The following is a 786-nucleotide window of genomic DNA, read 5'->3' on the forward strand; positions in this document are numbered from 1 at the left end:
GCAAAGATCTGGCGATGGTAAACTGATGCCATTGTTTAGTGGAAGGAGCAAGCACATGAACCCATTCAAAGGTCGATATTTTGAGCGTCATATTATCCTGTGGGCCGTCCGCTGGTACTGCAAATATGGCATCAGCTATCGTGAGCTGCAGGAGATGCTGGCCGAACGCGGCGTGAATGTCGATCACACCACGATTTATCGCTGGGTTCAGCGTTATGCACCTGAGATGGAAAAGCGGCTGCGCTGGTACTGGCGTCAGCCTTCCGGTTTTGGCTCATGGCATCTCCATGAAACCTACGTGAAGGTCAACGGACGCTGGTCTTATCTGTACCGCGCCGTCGACAGCAGAGGCTGCCCCATTGACTTCTACCTGTCTTCACGTCGTAACACCAAAGCCGCATATCGCTTTATGGGTAAACTTCTGAACAATACGAAGCGCTGGCAAATTCCACGGTTGATCAACACTGATAAAGCCCCGACGTATGGGCGTGCGCTGGCATTGCTGAAACGGGAAGGTAAATATCCGCAGCATGTGCAGTACCGGCAGATAAAGTACCGGAATAATATAATTGAGTGCGATCATGGCACACTGAAACGGATAATCAAAGCCACACAGGGCTTCAAATCGATGAAGACGGTTTACGCCACGATAAAGGGTATAGAAGTCATGCGTGCGCTGCGCAAAGGGCAGGCTGAATCATTCTACTATGGTCATCCCCAGGGTGAGATGCGTCTGGTGAACCGGGTCTTTGAAATGTAAGGTCAGTCGACAACATCGACGGCCGG

The 786-nt window shown here is 51.1% G+C and carries 1 protein-coding gene; it reads left to right on the forward strand.

Annotation, left to right across the window (positions count from 1 at the left end; translation table 11 throughout):
* Positions 1–55: 55 nt before the first annotated feature.
* Positions 56–760 (forward strand): IS6 family transposase, encoded by a 705-nt coding sequence (locus EGK14_RS21110; protein ID WP_125291011.1) that lies wholly within the window; start codon positions 56–58, stop codon positions 758–760.
* Positions 761–786 lie beyond the last annotated feature (26 nt).

The sequence above is a fragment of the Erwinia sp. 198 genome, assembly GCF_003937915.1.
Lineage (GTDB): Bacteria > Pseudomonadota > Gammaproteobacteria > Enterobacterales > Enterobacteriaceae > Erwinia > Erwinia aeris.